The organism is Sphingomonas sp. GW821-FHT04B01 (assembly GCF_059420425.1).
Window position 1 is genome coordinate 180597 of sequence record NZ_JBWKTR010000002.1, and the last position, 13452, is coordinate 194048.

Annotated in this window: 17 protein-coding genes and 1 tRNA gene; 12 read left to right on the top strand and 6 right to left on the bottom strand. The window is 68.6% G+C overall.

Annotated elements, in window-relative coordinates; genetic code table 11:
- Positions 1-66: 66 nt before the first annotated feature.
- Genes AC07UH_RS07090 through AC07UH_RS07100 form a run of 3 tightly spaced genes read right to left on the bottom strand, consistent with a single transcriptional unit; the run spans position 67 to position 1873 of the window.
- Positions 67-207, bottom strand: coding sequence for a DUF2256 domain-containing protein (locus AC07UH_RS07090; protein ID WP_495180340.1), 141 nt, complete (start codon positions 205-207; stop codon positions 67-69).
- Complete coding sequence (gene aroB, locus AC07UH_RS07095) at positions 207-1307, bottom strand: 3-dehydroquinate synthase (protein WP_495180339.1); 1101 nt, start codon at positions 1305-1307, stop codon at positions 207-209. The genes AC07UH_RS07090 and aroB overlap by 1 nt, the downstream gene beginning before the upstream one ends.
- On the bottom strand, positions 1304-1873 hold the full coding sequence (locus tag AC07UH_RS07100) for a shikimate kinase (RefSeq protein ID WP_081974304.1): 570 nt from the start codon (positions 1871-1873) through the stop codon (positions 1304-1306). The genes aroB and AC07UH_RS07100 overlap by 4 nt, the downstream gene beginning before the upstream one ends.
- A 76-nt stretch (positions 1874-1949) precedes the next feature.
- On the opposite strand from AC07UH_RS07100, the gene AC07UH_RS07105 reads away from it, so the two are divergent.
- From AC07UH_RS07105 to AC07UH_RS07120, 4 genes are all read left to right on the top strand, one after another.
- Complete coding sequence (locus AC07UH_RS07105) at positions 1950-2084, top strand: hypothetical protein (RefSeq protein WP_281177479.1); 135 nt, start codon at positions 1950-1952, stop codon at positions 2082-2084.
- Positions 2085-2291: 207 nt separating this feature from the next.
- A complete protein-coding gene (locus tag AC07UH_RS07110; RefSeq protein ID WP_495180338.1) occupies positions 2292-4085 on the top strand; it encodes a hypothetical protein in 1794 nt (597 codons plus the stop codon).
- Complete coding sequence (locus AC07UH_RS07115; RefSeq protein ID WP_495180337.1) at positions 4082-4999, top strand: tyrosine-type recombinase/integrase; 918 nt, start codon at positions 4082-4084, stop codon at positions 4997-4999. Before AC07UH_RS07110 ends, AC07UH_RS07115 begins: the two co-directional genes overlap by 4 nt.
- 10 nt (positions 5000-5009) lie before the next feature.
- Complete coding sequence (locus AC07UH_RS07120) at positions 5010-5957, top strand: acetyl-CoA carboxylase carboxyltransferase subunit alpha (RefSeq protein ID WP_495180336.1); 948 nt, start codon at positions 5010-5012, stop codon at positions 5955-5957.
- Between the two features lie 71 nt (positions 5958-6028).
- Here AC07UH_RS07120 and AC07UH_RS07125 read toward each other — a convergent pair whose 3' ends face one another.
- Together AC07UH_RS07125 and AC07UH_RS07130 are read right to left on the bottom strand one after the other, a co-directional pair.
- Positions 6029-6196, bottom strand: a complete 168-nt coding sequence (locus AC07UH_RS07125) for a Flp family type IVb pilin (RefSeq protein WP_038666264.1) — start codon at positions 6194-6196, stop codon at positions 6029-6031.
- Positions 6197-6319: 123 nt separating this feature from the next.
- The gene (locus AC07UH_RS07130; protein WP_038658998.1) at positions 6320-6520 is read right to left on the bottom strand and encodes a Flp family type IVb pilin; all 201 of its coding nucleotides are present in this window, start codon (positions 6518-6520) and stop codon (positions 6320-6322) included.
- Between the two features lie 31 nt (positions 6521-6551).
- On the opposite strand from AC07UH_RS07130, the gene AC07UH_RS07135 reads away from it, so the two are divergent.
- Complete coding sequence (locus tag AC07UH_RS07135; RefSeq protein WP_495180335.1) at positions 6552-6998, top strand: (deoxy)nucleoside triphosphate pyrophosphohydrolase; 447 nt, start codon at positions 6552-6554, stop codon at positions 6996-6998.
- A gap of 42 nt (positions 6999-7040) precedes the next feature.
- Positions 7041-7114: transfer RNA gene (locus AC07UH_RS07140), tRNA-Cys, on the top strand.
- 7 nt (positions 7115-7121) lie between these two features.
- Here AC07UH_RS07140 and AC07UH_RS07145 read toward each other — a convergent pair.
- Positions 7122-7466, bottom strand: coding sequence for a hypothetical protein (locus AC07UH_RS07145; RefSeq protein WP_137897860.1), 345 nt, complete (start codon positions 7464-7466; stop codon positions 7122-7124).
- Between the two features lie 156 nt (positions 7467-7622).
- Here AC07UH_RS07145 and AC07UH_RS07150 point away from each other — a divergent pair, with 156 nt between their 5' ends.
- From AC07UH_RS07150 to AC07UH_RS07175, 6 genes are all read left to right on the top strand, one after another.
- Positions 7623-8303, top strand: coding sequence for a protein-L-isoaspartate O-methyltransferase family protein (locus AC07UH_RS07150; RefSeq protein ID WP_495180334.1), 681 nt, complete (start codon positions 7623-7625; stop codon positions 8301-8303).
- Between the two features lie 18 nt (positions 8304-8321).
- Entirely contained in the window at positions 8322-9827 is a 1506-nt protein-coding gene (locus AC07UH_RS07155) for a TolC family outer membrane protein (RefSeq protein ID WP_495180333.1), read from the top strand.
- A gap of 40 nt (positions 9828-9867) precedes the next feature.
- Entirely contained in the window at positions 9868-10413 is a 546-nt protein-coding gene (locus AC07UH_RS07160) for a DUF2497 domain-containing protein (RefSeq protein ID WP_495180332.1), read from the top strand.
- Between the two features lie 120 nt (positions 10414-10533).
- Positions 10534-12570 (top strand): prolyl oligopeptidase family serine peptidase, encoded by a 2037-nt coding sequence (locus AC07UH_RS07165; protein WP_495180331.1) that lies wholly within the window; start codon positions 10534-10536, stop codon positions 12568-12570.
- 48 nt (positions 12571-12618) lie between these two features.
- Positions 12619-12828, top strand: a complete 210-nt coding sequence (locus AC07UH_RS07170) for a hypothetical protein (RefSeq protein ID WP_495180330.1) — start codon at positions 12619-12621, stop codon at positions 12826-12828.
- On the top strand, positions 12800-13447 hold the full coding sequence (locus tag AC07UH_RS07175) for an ATPase (RefSeq protein WP_495180329.1): 648 nt from the start codon (positions 12800-12802) through the stop codon (positions 13445-13447). The genes AC07UH_RS07170 and AC07UH_RS07175 overlap by 29 nt, the downstream gene beginning before the upstream one ends.
- The last annotated feature ends 5 nt before the right edge of the window (positions 13448-13452 follow it).

The following is a 13452-nucleotide window of genomic DNA, read 5'->3' on the forward strand; positions in this document are numbered from 1 at the left end:
TCTGGCGTTGCAATCGCCCGGCCCGCCAGATCCATGCGGCGACCCGATCGTTGTCCTGCCGGCCGCCTACCGCTTCTTGCGACAGGCGTCCGAGCAATAGACCACCGAATCCCAGTCACGCGCCCATTTCTTGCGCCACGCGAAGGGGCGCTCGCACGCCGGGCAGATCTTGGTCGGCAGATTGCCCTTGGCGATGCCGTTGGGCATCAGCGTGGCTGCGCGTCGAGGAACGTGGCTACATCCGCAAGATCCACCGATTTGTCGAGATAGGTCCGACCGATGCCGCGGGCGAGCAGGAAGGGGAGCGTGCCGGCCGCCATCTTCTTGTCGTGGCGCATATGGTCGACCAGCGTCGCGCCGCTTGCGGCGATGCCGGCGGCGGCGAGACCGTCGGGCAGGCCGACGCTGCGAAAATGCGCGGCGACGCGGCCCGCGTCCTGTCCGGAACCGATACCCTGCGCGGCGGAGAAGGCGAAGGCGAGCGAACAGCCCGCCGCGACGCCCTCGCCGTGGATCAGTTTCTGCGAGAAGCCCGCTTCGGCCTCCAGCGCATGGCCGAAGGTATGGCCGAGGTTGAGCAACGCGCGCGTGCCGTTGGTCTCATGCTCGTCGGCGGCGACGATGCGCGCCTTGGCGGCGACGGCATGCGCGATCGCATGGTCGCGCGCCGCCGGATCGCCGGCGAGCAGCGCCGCGCCGTTCGCCTCGCACCATTCGAAGAAGGCGGGATCGTCGATCAGGCCGTATTTGACGACCTCGGCATAACCGGCGCGGACTTCGCGCAGTGGCAGCGTGTCGAGCAGCGACGGGTCGATCAGCACCAGCGACGGCTGGTGGAAGGCGCCGATCAAATTCTTGCCGGCGCGCGTGTTGATCGCGGTCTTGCCGCCGACCGAACTGTCGACCTGCGCGAGCAGGGTGGTGGGGATCTGGGCGAAGTGGCAGCCGCGCTTGAGGATCGCGCAGGCGAAGCCGACGAGGTCGCCGATCACCCCGCCGCCGAGCGCCACGACATGGTCGCCGCGCTCGACGCCGAGGTCGAGCAGCCGGTCGCACAGGCCGGCGAGATGCTCCCAGCTCTTGGTCTTCTCGCCGGGCGGCAGGACGATCGCCTCGCTCCGCACCCCGGCGGCGGCGAGCACCGCCTGCAACGTGTCGGCATGGGGGCGGACGTTCTCGTCGGTGACGATCGCCATCGTGCGGCCGCGCGCGAGCGGGGCGAGATGGTCGGCGGCGCTTGCGAGCAGCCCGGCCGCGATATGGATCGGATAGCGGCGGTCGCCGAGCTCGACGGTGACGGTTCTCATGCCGCGTGCCGCCCGTGGCCGATCGCCTTCAGGATCGCATTGACCGTGGTCTCGTGCGGGGCGGCGTTGCTGGTGATGTGGATATGCGCCTCGGCGTAGATCGGGTTGCGGATGGCGGCGAGCTCGGCGAGGACCTTGCGCGGGTCCTTGCCGCGCAGCAGCGGGCGGGTGTCGCGGCGGCCGACGCGTTCGGCGAGCACGTCGGGATGCGCGCGCAGCCAGATCGCGGTCGCCTCGGCGAGGATCAGTGCACGCGTCTCGTCGTTGATGAAGGCACCGCCGCCGGTGGCGATCACCTTGGGCGTGCCGTCCATCAACCGCTGGATGACGCGGCGTTCACCGTCGCGGAAATAGGGTTCGCCGAAACGCGCGAAGATCTCCGCGACGGTCATGCCGGCGGCCTGTTCGATCGCGGTGTCGGCGTCGACGAAAGGCAGGCGCATCCGGTTCGCCAGCCGGCGGCCGACGGTCGACTTGCCGACGCCCATCAGCCCCACCAGCACGATCGGCCGAGCGGGATCATGGCGAGCAGGGGCGGCAGCCGGGGGATGAGCGCTTTGCAACATGGAATGGAGCGCTATACAGCGGGTCCGGACGGGGCAAAAGCTCCGCATCCGTCTTTTACGTGTCCTAAGGTACGGTATGTCTCGCTTGGTCCTCTCCGTCATCGTGCTCCTCGTCGTGGTGGGCGGCGGCCTGTTCCTGCTCGCTGGTCGTGCTTCGGAGCGGCCGCAGACGCATGTCGAAAAGGCCGTGACGCTTGCCAACCTCAGCTAGGGCGCATGCTGTGCGCGTCGCCTGGACGGCGGCTTGGCGATGAGTGATCCGGCTGCTCCATCCACGCCGTCACCCCGGACTTGTTCCGGGGTCCACGGTGCCGCAGGAGCAACGGACCAGTCGCCTGCGGAACGGTGGATGCCGGAACAAGTCCGGCATGACGGGGGAATCTTGGCAGCGGTTTCAGGACACAAGCGGCGCTCAGGCTTGCGTCGACTGACGCGCGGCGTCGCCGCCGTCGCGATCACCGCCGCCGCCGTCGCCGCTTATGCGCAGGAGCGGCCCGAATCGATCCTGCCGCCCGGCTTCGGCGAACCGGCGCCTGCCCCCTCGCCCCGCGCGACCTCGTCCGCGCCACGGGCGACGCCCACCGGCAGCGCGCTCACCACCGCGCCGGCACCCGCCGCCACCGGGCTCGTCCAGCCGCTGCCGCTCGACCTGCCGGAACCGGTAGCGAGCGCCACGCCGAGCCCGACGCCGACCGTCGATCCGGCGGTGCTCGCCCAATATGAGATGCCGCTCTCGGCGCGCCGGTCGCTCGACCGGGTCGGACCGGCAGGGGAGCGCGAGGGCGCGCTCGCCGCGGATGCGTTCGGGGAGGCGGACGGGCGCTATCTCGAAGGCCTGATGCGCCGCGTCGCCGCGCCGCTGCCGTCGCGCTGGCTGTCGATCCTGCTGCGGCGGACCTTGGTCGCGCAGCTCGATACGCCGGCGCAGGTCCATGGCGCCGATTTCGCCGCCGAGCGCGCGTGGCTGTTGCTGCGCATGGGCGAGGCGGTCGGCGCGCGTGCTGTCGTGCAGAGCGTCGACAATGCCGGCTATACGCCCAAACTCTATCAGGTCGCGATGAACGCCGCGCTGGCGACCGGCGATCCGGCGGAATTGTGTCCGATCGCCGATGCCGGCTTCGCGGCGACCCGTGAGCGCGGCTGGACGCTGGCGCAGGCGATGTGCGCCGGGCTCGCCGGCGAACCGGCGCGCGCCAAGGCGCTCGTCACCGCCGCGCGCAAGCGCAACGTCGCGACCGGGATCGACCTGCAACTGGCGCAGAAGGTGGTCGGTGCCGGTCCTGGTGGCGGACAGGCGGTGACGATCGAATGGGCGGGGGTCGACGCGCTGACCGCCTGGCGGTTCGGCCTCGCCGCGGCGACCGGAGTCACGATTCCCGCCGACATGTTCGCGACCGCGGGACCGCAGGCGCGCTATTGGTATGCGCTCGCGCCGGGGATCCCGATGGCCGAGCGACTGGCCTCGGCGGAGGCAGCGGCGGGGCAGGGGGTGCTGTCCGCCGCGGCGCTGGTCGACCTGTACGGCGCGCTCGATGCGGCCAACGACACCCCGGCGCCGGTCGCCGCGTCGATCAACGACCTGCGCACCGCTTATATCGGCGGCGACATGGACACGCGGCTGACCGCGTTGCGCGCGCTGTGGGGCACCACGCCCGCCTATCCGCGGCTGGTGCTGACCGCGCGCGCCGCGGCGCGGCTGCCGGTACGGACCGGGATCGCCGACGCGCCGCAGCTCGTCGCGTCGATGCTGACCGCGGGGCTCGATCGCAGCGCGGCGCGCTGGCGGGCCGCGGTCGACGAGGGCAGCGACGCCTGGGCGATGATCGCGCTCGCCGACCCCGACAGCGGCGGGCGGCTGAGCTACCGGCAATTGTCGTCCTATGCGGGCACCGGCAATGCCGCGCTCAAGCAGCGGCTGTTTTTCGCCGGCCTCGCCGGGCTCGGCCGGCTGACGCAGGAGGACACCGAACGCGCCGCCGCGGCGCTCGACGTGAAGATCGGCGCCGAGAACAGCTGGACGCGTGCGATCGATCGTGCCGCATCCGATGGCCAGCCGGGGACGGTGGTGCTGCTCGCCGCGATCGGCATGCAGACGCCGCAATGGCGCGGCGTGCCGCCGGCGATGCTCTACCGGATCGTCAGCGCGCTGCGTGCGGTCGGGCTGGAGGGCGAGGCGCGGATGATCGCCGCCGAGGCGCTCGCGCGGGTGTGAGTAGTGGCGACCCCGCGCTGATCGAGCGGTTCCTCGAGATGCTCGCCGCCGAGGCGGGCGCGGCGGCGAATACGATCGCCGCCTATCGCAGCGACCTGACGCTCGCCTCGGCGTCGGTGCCGGGCGGGCTCGTCGCGGCGGATGATGCACGGTTGCAGGTGCTGGCGGAGGACTGGCGCGCGCTGGCGCGGAGCACCGTCGCGCGCAAGTCGGCGGCGTTGCGGCGTTTCTATGCCTTCCTTGCCGACGAGGGGCACCGCGCCGACGATCCGGGCAAGGCGCTGCCGCGCCCCGGCGCGGCGCGGCCGCTGCCGAAGGTGCTCGACCATGGCGATGTCGAGCGGCTCTTCGCGGCGATCGCCGCGCGCATCGGGGTGGAACGGCCGCTGCCCAACGACCTGCGTCTCGCGGCGCTGGTCGAGCTGCTCTACGGATCGGGGCTGCGCGCGACAGAGCTGGTCAGCCTGCCGCGCAATGCCGTCCATCCCGATCGGCCCTATCTGATCCTCAAGGGCAAAGGCGGGCGCGAGCGGCTGGTGCCGCTGTCCGACCGCGCCCGCGCGGCGGTGGCGGCGTGGCGCGGGCATGTCGCGGTCGAGACGCCGTGGCTCTTCCCGTCGGGCAAGGGGCATCTCTCGCGCATCCGCCTCTACCAGCTCGTCAAGGCGCTGGCGGCGGAGGCGGGCATCCCGCCCGACCGCGTGAGCCCGCACGTGCTGCGCCACGCTTTCGCGACGCATCTGCTTGCCGGCGGCGCCGATTTGCGCGCCTTGCAGTCGATGCTCGGCCATGCCGATATCGCGACGACCGAGATCTACACGCATGTCGATGCGAGCCAGCTGGTCGAGCTGGTCAATGCGCGCCATCCGCTCGGCGATCCCGGGCGCGTTGACGGACGCGCGCGTCGCCCGTAACCGGCGTTCCATGGCGAGCTTCCTCGAATTTGAAAAACCGATTGCCGAGCTGCAGGGGCGGATCGACGAACTCCGCGCAACCGCGGCGGACGGCACGATCGACATCGCGGCCGATCTGGCGCGGCTGCAGGCCAAGTCGGACAAGCTGTTGCGCGATACCTTCGCCAAGCTGACCCCGTGGCAGAAGACGCAGGTCGCGCGGCATCCCGAACGACCGCATTTCAAGGACTATGTCGCCGGGCTGTTCGACGAGTTCGTGCCGCTGGCGGGCGACCGCGCCTTTTCGGACGATCAGGCGATCATGGGCGGCTTCGCCAGCTTCCGCGGCCGCAAGGTGATGGTGCTGGGCCATGAGAAGGGCTCGGACACCGCGACGCGGCTGCGCCACAATTTCGGCATGGGCAAGCCCGAGGGCTATCGCAAGGCGATCCGGCTGGTCGAGATGGCGAGCCGATTCGGCCTGCCGGTGGTGACGCTGGTCGACACGATGGGCGCCTTCCCCGGTATCGAGGCGGAGGAGCGCGGCCAGGCCGAGGCGATCGCGCGCTCGACCGAGGCGTGTCTGGCGGCGGGCGTGCCGGTGGTCGCGGCGATCGTCGGCGAGGGAGGCTCGGGCGGCGCGGTGGCGCTAGCGGCGGGCAATCGCGTGCTGATGTTCGAACATGCTATCTATTCGGTCATCAGCCCCGAAGGCTGCGCCTCGATCCTGTGGCGCACCGCCGACAAGGCGGCGGACGCCGCCGAGGCGATGCGCGTCACCGCGCAGGACCTCAAGACGTTCGGCGTGATCGACACGATCGTCCCCGAACCGCTAGGCGGCGCACATCGCGATCCCGCCGAAGCGATTCGTGCCCTGGGCGATGCGCTCGACGAGGCACTGGCCAGCCTCGATCACCGCGACGCCGCGACGTTGCGGCAGGACCGGCGCGAGAAGTTCCTGGCGATGGGCCGCCTGTAAGCCTCACGAGAAAAAGGGCGGCGGAACCGGAGTTCCGCCGCCCTTCGCATCGATCCTACCCGAAGGTGGGATCAGGTCGCCGACATGTTCGTCGACACGTTGTTGAACGTGGTCTTCAGCTTGTTGCCGAGGCCCTGCATCGCGGCGATCGCGGCGACGGCGATCAGCGCTGCGATCAGGCCGTATTCGATGGCGGTCGCGCCCTTGCTGTTCTTGATGAACTTGCGAATCGTCTGCATTCCGGTCTCCATAATCGACACTTCAGTCACCCGGCTGAACCGGTGAACCGGAGCAGCAGGGCGGACATAACCGGCGCAAGGTTGCTAAACATTTAAACCAGTTTAGCTTTTTCGAGGGCCGGGTCAGCCGGCGTTGACCACTTTGGTGCTGACCTGCTGCCAGACATCGGTATTGGCCCGGGCGACCTGTTTGAGCGCGACGACCATGACGATGACGATCAGCGCGACGATCAGGCCATATTCCACCGCGGTGGCGCCCCGCGAATCGCGCCGGAGATCGGCCGCCGCGCGGCGCCGGCGGCGAGGGGGCGTATGGCCTGACATGGCCGATCAACTATCTGGAGAAATTTAAGGAATGGCTGACGACAGGTCCGAAACGACGCCGATGCCGGTGCGACTGATGCCGGTCGTCGCAGCGGCGCTGATCGACGCCGACGGTCGGGTGCTGCTCCAGCGCCGGCCACCCGGCAAGCAGATGGCGGACCTGTGGGAGTTCCCCGGTGGCAAGATCGAGCCCGGCGAGGCGCCCGAGGCCGCACTCGTCCGCGAGCTGGACGAGGAACTGGCGATCACCGTCGATCCGGCGGCGCTGGTGCCGCTGACCTTCGCCAGCGCCGGGCTCGGCGAGCGGCACCTGCTCTTGCTGCTCTACGTCCTACGCTGCTGGCAGGGCGTTCCGCAGGCGCTGGAGGCGACGGCGCTCGCCTGGGTCGAGCCCGCGGCGATGCGGTCGCTGGCGATGCCGCCCGCCGACGTGCCGCTGGTGGCGATGCTGGAGCGTTTCTTGCAAATCGGCGGTTGACGGTCCGGCCAAAACCGATCATCAGCCGCCCTCCCGCGTCGAGGCCCGATGGCGGAGTGGTGACGCAGAGGACTGCAAATCCTTGCACCCGGGTTCGATTCCCGGTCGGGCCTCCAATCTCCGTTATGCGGTTTCCGACATTTTCACCCGCGCCGCGTCGCGCGGCAGCAGCATCGGCCGCATCCGCAGGCCGAGGCAGATCACCGTCGGCCAGAAGAGCGTGTTGAGGACGTCCGAGGTCGTGTCCTCCCAGCGCCACGAGCCGAAGTTCAGTCGGTCCATCACCTCGTTGAACGCCTCGGCGAGGACGACGAACGACCAGGGCACGAAGCTGCCGAGCGAGCGGCGGGTGAGCAGCCGGGCGATCATCAGCACCGCCATACCGGCGTGGATGTGGAGGATCGTATCGGGAAGGCCGGTGCCGTCGCCGATCCAGTCGATGAATTTGTGATAGGTCGCAGGAAGCATGCCGCGCCTCATACGGACTGTGCACGATGCTGGCCATCCGTTCCGCCGCACGGCAATACGCCTGCGTCCGCTTGGCGCGACGCATCGCGCGCGATACAAGCCGGTTCATCACGAAGTGTATTGCGCAGCTAATACGGTTGTGCGAGAGGGATCAGCATGAATATCAGCGTCGACACCATCCAGCACGATTCCACCGATCTGGCGGTGATGCGGCAAGCGATGGTCGCCAGCCAGCTGCGCACCAATGCGGTCAGCGACCAGCGCGTGCTGGTGGCGATGAACACCGTGCCGCGCGAAATGTTCGTCCCCGCCGAATCGCGCCGTCTCGCCTATCGCGACACCGCGCTGCCGGTCGGCGGCGGCCGTGCGATCAACCTGCCGATGGTCACCGGGCGGCTGCTGACCGAAGCCTATCTGGAAAAGGGCGATCGCGTGCTGCTGATCGGCGCGGCGGGCGGCTATACCGCGGCGCTGCTCGCGCAGATCGTCGCCGAGGTGATCGCGGTCGAGCAGGACCCGGCGCTCGTCGCGCTTGCCCGCGACGGACTGGCCGGAACGCCGAACGTCACCGTCGTCGAGGGACCGCTCACCGCCGGCCATTCCGAGGGCGCGCCGTATGACGTGCTGATCGTTGACGGCGCGGTCGAGCATCTGCCCGAGGCACTGGTCGATCAGATCAAGACGGGCGGGCGCGTCGTCACCGGGCTGACCGAACATGGCGTGATCCGGCTCGCCAGCGGTCGCAAGACCGAAGGCGGGTTCGGACTGTCGCCGTTCCTCGACTGCGATTGCGTCGTGCTGCCCGGCTTCGCGACGCCGCAGGGTTTCAAGTTCTAGACAATGATAAACGGGGGGATGATGCGGGGATTGTTGCTGGGGGGCGCGGCGCTGCTGGGGGTCGTCGCGCCGGCGAGCGCGGAGACGCTGCGCGAGGCGCTGGCCAAGGCCTATGCATCGAACCCGACGCTGACCGGGCAGCGCGCCGCGCAGCGCGCGACCGACGAAAACGTGCCGATCGCCCGGTCGAACGGCATCCCGGGCGTCAACGTGTCCGGGTCGCTCACCGACAATTTCCTGCAGGCGAACAACAACTTCGCCAATCCCGAGCGGACCGCGGCGGGATCGCTCAATCTGTCGGTGCCGATCTTCCAGGGCGGTGCGGTGAAGAATGCGGTGCGCGCCGCCGAGACGCGTGTCGATGCCGGCCGCGCGACGCTGCGCGGCACCGAGGCGAGCACCTTCACCAACGTCGTCGCGGCCTATATGAACGTGATCCGCGACGAGGCGATCACCTCGCTCAACCAGCAGAACGTGCGGGTGCTCGAGGTCAATTTGCGCGCGAGCCGCGACCGGTTCCAGGTCGGCGACCTGACCCGCACCGATGTCGCCCAGTCCGAGGCGCGGCTGGCGCTGGCTCGCGCGCAATTGCAGCAGGCGGAGGCGCAGCTGATCTCCAGCCGCGAGACCTATATCCAGATCGTCGGCACGCCGCCGGTCGCGCTCGAAGAGCCGCCGGCGCTGCCCAATCTGCCCACTGCACCCGATGCGGCGATGAGCGTCGCGCTCAACAACAATCCCAACCTAATCGCCGCGCGGCGTCAGGCGGATGCGACGCGCTATGACGTGAACGTCGCGCGCGCCAACCGGCTGCCGCGCCTGTCGGTCGTCGCGGGGCCGAACTATTTCAACTATCTCCAGACGCTTCCCGCCGGTTCGGGCTTGCCCAATTCGGGCACCGCCGCATCGGCAGGTCTCCAGGTCACGCTGCCGCTGTTCCAGGGCGGGCGCCCCGCGGCGCAGATCCGTCAGGCCGAGGCACTGCGCGGCCAGTCGCTGGAGAACGTCACCGCAACCGAGCGCGCGGTGATCTCGCAGGTGCGGTCGGCCTATGCTGTCTGGCAATCGTCGCAGCAGGTGATTGCCTCGTCGGAGACCGCGGTGAACGCCAACAAGCTGAGCCTCGAAGGCGTGCGCGCCGAGAACAGCGTCGGCACGCGCACGATTCTCGACATCCTCAACGCCGAACAGGAATTGCTCAACAGCCAGGTGACGCTTGTGAGCGCACGCCGCGACGCCTATGTCGCCGGCTTCGCGCTGCTCGCCGCGATGGGCAATGCGGAGGCGCGCGACCTCGGCCTCGACGGGGGGGCGCTGTACGATCCGACCGTCAACTACAAGCGCGTGCGCAACCGGATCAGCGACTACGGCAGCGACGGCGAGCCGGTCCCGGTCGCGGTGTCGACCGCGCAGACGCCGGCACAAAATGCTGCCGTTGCGAAGCCGAGCGATCCTTTGCTCAACACGCCGGTTGACAGGAGCCCCGGTCTGACGACAGGTGCTGCATCGCCAAGCCGCCAATAACGGCGTCGAAAAGGGTAGGGACGTCAGGATCATGGGGGATATGAGCGCGGAGCCGTCGATGGAAGAGATCCTGTCGTCGATCAAACGGATCATCGCCGAGGAAGGCGAGGGGACGCAGGCGCGCTCGCGCCGGACCCGTACGCAGCCCCAGCCGATCGAATCGGAAGCGGCAGAAGTGCTCGAGCTGAGCGATCCGATGCCGTCGCTACATGCGCCGATCCCGGAGCCGCAGCCGCAGCCGCGTTTCGAACCCGAGCCCGACGTCGAGCCGGTGCCCGCCCCGCGTGCCCAGGCACAACCGCAACCCGCCCCTTCGCCGCAACCGACGCGCGCCGCAGCCGTTCAGACGCCGATGTCCGAGGAACCGATCCTGTCCAACCGTGCCGCCGCCGCCAGCCTTGGCTCGCTGGAAACGCTGAGCAAGCTGCTCGTCAAGCCCGAGCCCGAAAGCGAAGGCACGCTGGAGGGTCTGGTGCGCGAGATGCTGCGCCCGATGCTGCGCGAGTGGCTCGACGCGCATCTGCCCGAGATGGTCGAGACGATGGTCGCGCGCGAGATCGCCAAGATCACTTCGCAGATGCGCTGAGGGGTTTCCCGTCGATCACTATGCGTCATCCCTGCCTAGGCGGGGATGACGGTTGATGGCGGATACGCGGTAGCCGACGACCCGTTGCTCCGCCGCGTACTTCTGCCTAACCTGCCGCGCATGAGAACCCTGTTCGCCGCGAGCCTGCTCGCCACCGTCGCGGTCATCGCCGCACCCGCCGCCGCCCGCCAGCTCACCATCGACGATGTCGCCTCGCTCAGCCGGATCGGTGCGCCGACCGTTTCCACGGATGGCAAATGGATGGTCTGGGCGCAGCGCGAGACCGATCTCGCCGCGAATCGCGGACGCTACGACCTCTGGCGGCTCGACCTGTCGCGCAAGGGCGCCAAGCCCGAACCGCTGGTCGCCGAGCCCGAGGTCAACGAGAACGATCCGCAGATCGTCGGCAGCACCGTCTATTTCAGCTCCAACAAGGGCGGCGACGATGCGATCTGGTCGGTGCCGGTTGCCGGCGGCGCGCCGCGCAAGCTGACCGGCTTCCAGGGCGGGTTCGGCGGCTTCAAGGTCGCGCCGACCGCGGACCGTATCCTCGTCTGGGCGGACCGCAAGCCCAACGCGCCGAGCCTCGCCCCGGCGATCGAGAAGAAGGACCCGCAGGCGGGCGAGGGCCGCGTCTACGACAAATTGTTCGTGCGGCACTGGGATACATGGGTCGACGGCAGCCATTCGCAGATCTTCGTCCTGCCCCTGACCGCCGCGGGCGCGCCGGGCGACGGCGTGGCGATCGAACACGGCCTCGATGGCGACGCCCCCTCGCGCCCGTTCGGCGGCGGGGAGGAAGTGTCGTGGAGCGCCGACGGCAAGACCGTCTATTTCGCGTTGCGCATCGCAGGCACCACCGAGCCGTTGTCGACCAATCTCGATATCTGGTCGGCGCCCGCCGACGGGGCGACCGCGCCGGTCAATCTGACCCCCACGAACCGCGCCACCGACACGCTGCCGACGGTCTCGCCCGACGGCCGCAGTCTTGCTTGGGTAGCAATGAAGCGGCCCGGCTTCGAGGCGGACCGGCAGGTGCTGATGCTGCGCGATCTCGCCAGCGGGCAGGTGCGTGCGCTGACCGAAAGCTGGGACCGGTCGGTATCTTCGGTCGCATGGTCGCCCGATTCGAAGCGGATCTACGTCACCGCGCAGGACACGCAGGAAAACCCGCTGTTCGCGGTCGACCCGGCGAGCGGCAAGGTGACGCGGCTGACGCAGCAGGGCCATGTCTCCGCGGTGGCGGCGACGCCGAAGGGCGCCGTGATCGCGCTCAACAGCCTGACCGCGCCCGACGATTTCTACGCCGTTGCGGGCAAGGGCAAGCCCGCGCGGCTGACCCAGGTGAACGCCGCAAAGCTCGCCGGCATCGACATGCCGGGCGTGACGCGCTTCAGCTTCACCGGCGCGAACAACGACACGGTCTGGGGCTATGCGGTCAAGCCGGCGGGCAGCACCGGCAAGGTGCCGGTCGCCTTCATGGTCCACGGCGGCCCGCAGGGATCGAGCGACAACAGCTGGTCGTATCGCTGGAATCCGGCGGTATTCGCCGGCGCCGGCTATGGGCTGGTCGCGGTCGATTTCCACGGCAGCACCGGTTACGGTCAGGCGTTCACCGACGCGATCAGCAACAATTGGGGCGGCTGGCCGCTCGACGACCTGAAAGCCGGGCTCAAGGCGGCGACCGACAAATTCGGCTGGCTCGACGGCGACCGCGCCTGCGCGCTCGGCGCGTCATACGGCGGCTATATGATGAACTGGATCGAGGGCCAGTGGCCCGATCGCTTCAAGTGTATCGTCCAGCACGACGGCGTCTTCGATGCGCGCGCCATGGCCTATGAGACCGAGGAATTGTGGTTCGACGAATGGGAACACGGCGGCAAGGCCTATTACGAGGACCCCGCCGCATTCGAGAAATGGAACCCGGTCAATTACGTGCAGAATTGGAAGACGCCGCAGCTCGTCATCACCGGCGAGAAGGACTTCCGCATTCCCTATACGCAAGGGATCGCCGCCTTCACCGCGCTCCAGCGCCGCGGCATCCCATCGCGTCTGCTGGTCAATCCGAACGAGAACCATTGGGTGCTGAAGCCCAACAATTCGCGGCAATGGTATCGCGAGGTGCTCGGCTGGATGGACCGCTGGACGGCGAAGTAGCGCTTTGCGCGATCGCTCGGGCGGCCTATATCGGCAGCGGAGAAAACGATGACCAAGCCGAAGCCTATTCGTCCGAGCGATTTGCCGACCAAGCGCGTCCGCGCATCCGATGGGACGATCATCCAGATGAAGGTCGTGCAGGCCGACAGCACGACCTTCGCTCAGGATATGCTGGCGGCGTTCCGCTCCAATGTGCGCCGGATCAAGACCGAGCAGCGGAAACGCGCGCGTGCCGAGCAAGACGCCGCGCAGGCCTGAACGGCCGATATTCTGGATTGTCGCCGGGCCGAACGGCAGCGGCAAGAGCTCGCTATACAACAGGACCGATATCGAAGGTTGGGGTGGATCGGTTTGGATCATCAACCCGGACCTGCTGACCGCGAAGATCGCCGAGGTCGAGGGCTTGCCGACCGAGGCTGCGAATCTTGCGGCTGTTCAGCGCGTCGAGCAATGGCTCGAGGCGTCGATCGCCGCCTATCAAACGATCGGCGTCGAAACCGTCCTGTCATCGCCCAAATATCGGCGGCTGGTCGAAATGGCCCGACAACGAGGCTTCGAGATCAGAATGATCTACGTCGTCCTCGATACTGTCGATCTGCAACTTTCCCGCATCCGCAATCGTGTGGCCGAGGGTGGGCACGACGTTCCCGCCGATAAGGTGGCCGCGCGGCGGCTGCGTTCGTTTCGAGAACTGGCGTGGTTTGCGCACCACGTCGACGAATGCCTCATCTTCAACAACTCGACCGGGGAGCCTGCACTGATCGCCCAGAAGATGAAGCGGCTGCTGGTCTGTTGGGATGAACTGCCCGTCGACATGTATGCGCCGTTGGACGAGGGCGGGGTGATCCTGACGACGGATTTGAGCGACTTGGACTGACGTCA